The sequence below is a fragment of the Acinetobacter sp. USHLN143 genome, from assembly GCF_037145695.1.
GTDB classification, from domain to species: domain Bacteria; phylum Pseudomonadota; class Gammaproteobacteria; order Pseudomonadales; family Moraxellaceae; genus Acinetobacter; species Acinetobacter fasciculus.
The window spans coordinates 1-237 of sequence record NZ_JBBCWZ010000303.1; the positions used below are offsets into that span (position 1 = coordinate 1).

1 rRNA gene is annotated in these 237 nt (G+C 50.2%); it reads right to left on the reverse strand.

Annotated features, from left to right (window positions below):
* Positions 1-199: ribosomal RNA gene (locus WFH18_RS18150) — 16S ribosomal RNA — on the reverse strand; the annotation flags it as partial.
* Positions 200-237 lie beyond the last annotated feature (38 nt).

Sequence of the window (237 nt, forward strand, 5' to 3'; positions counted from 1 at the left end):
TCCCCTGCTTTCTCCCGTAGGACGTATGCGGTATTAGCATCCCTTTCGAGATGTTGTCCCCCACTAATAGGCAGATTCCTAAGCATTACTCACCCGTCCGCCGCTAGGTCAAGTAGCAAGCTACTCTTCCCCGCTCGACTTGCATGTGTTAAGCCTGCCGCCAGCGTTCAATCTGAGCCATGATCAAACTCTTCAGTTTAATACTATGTAGTGCCTTAAAGGGCACCAATCTTGGCT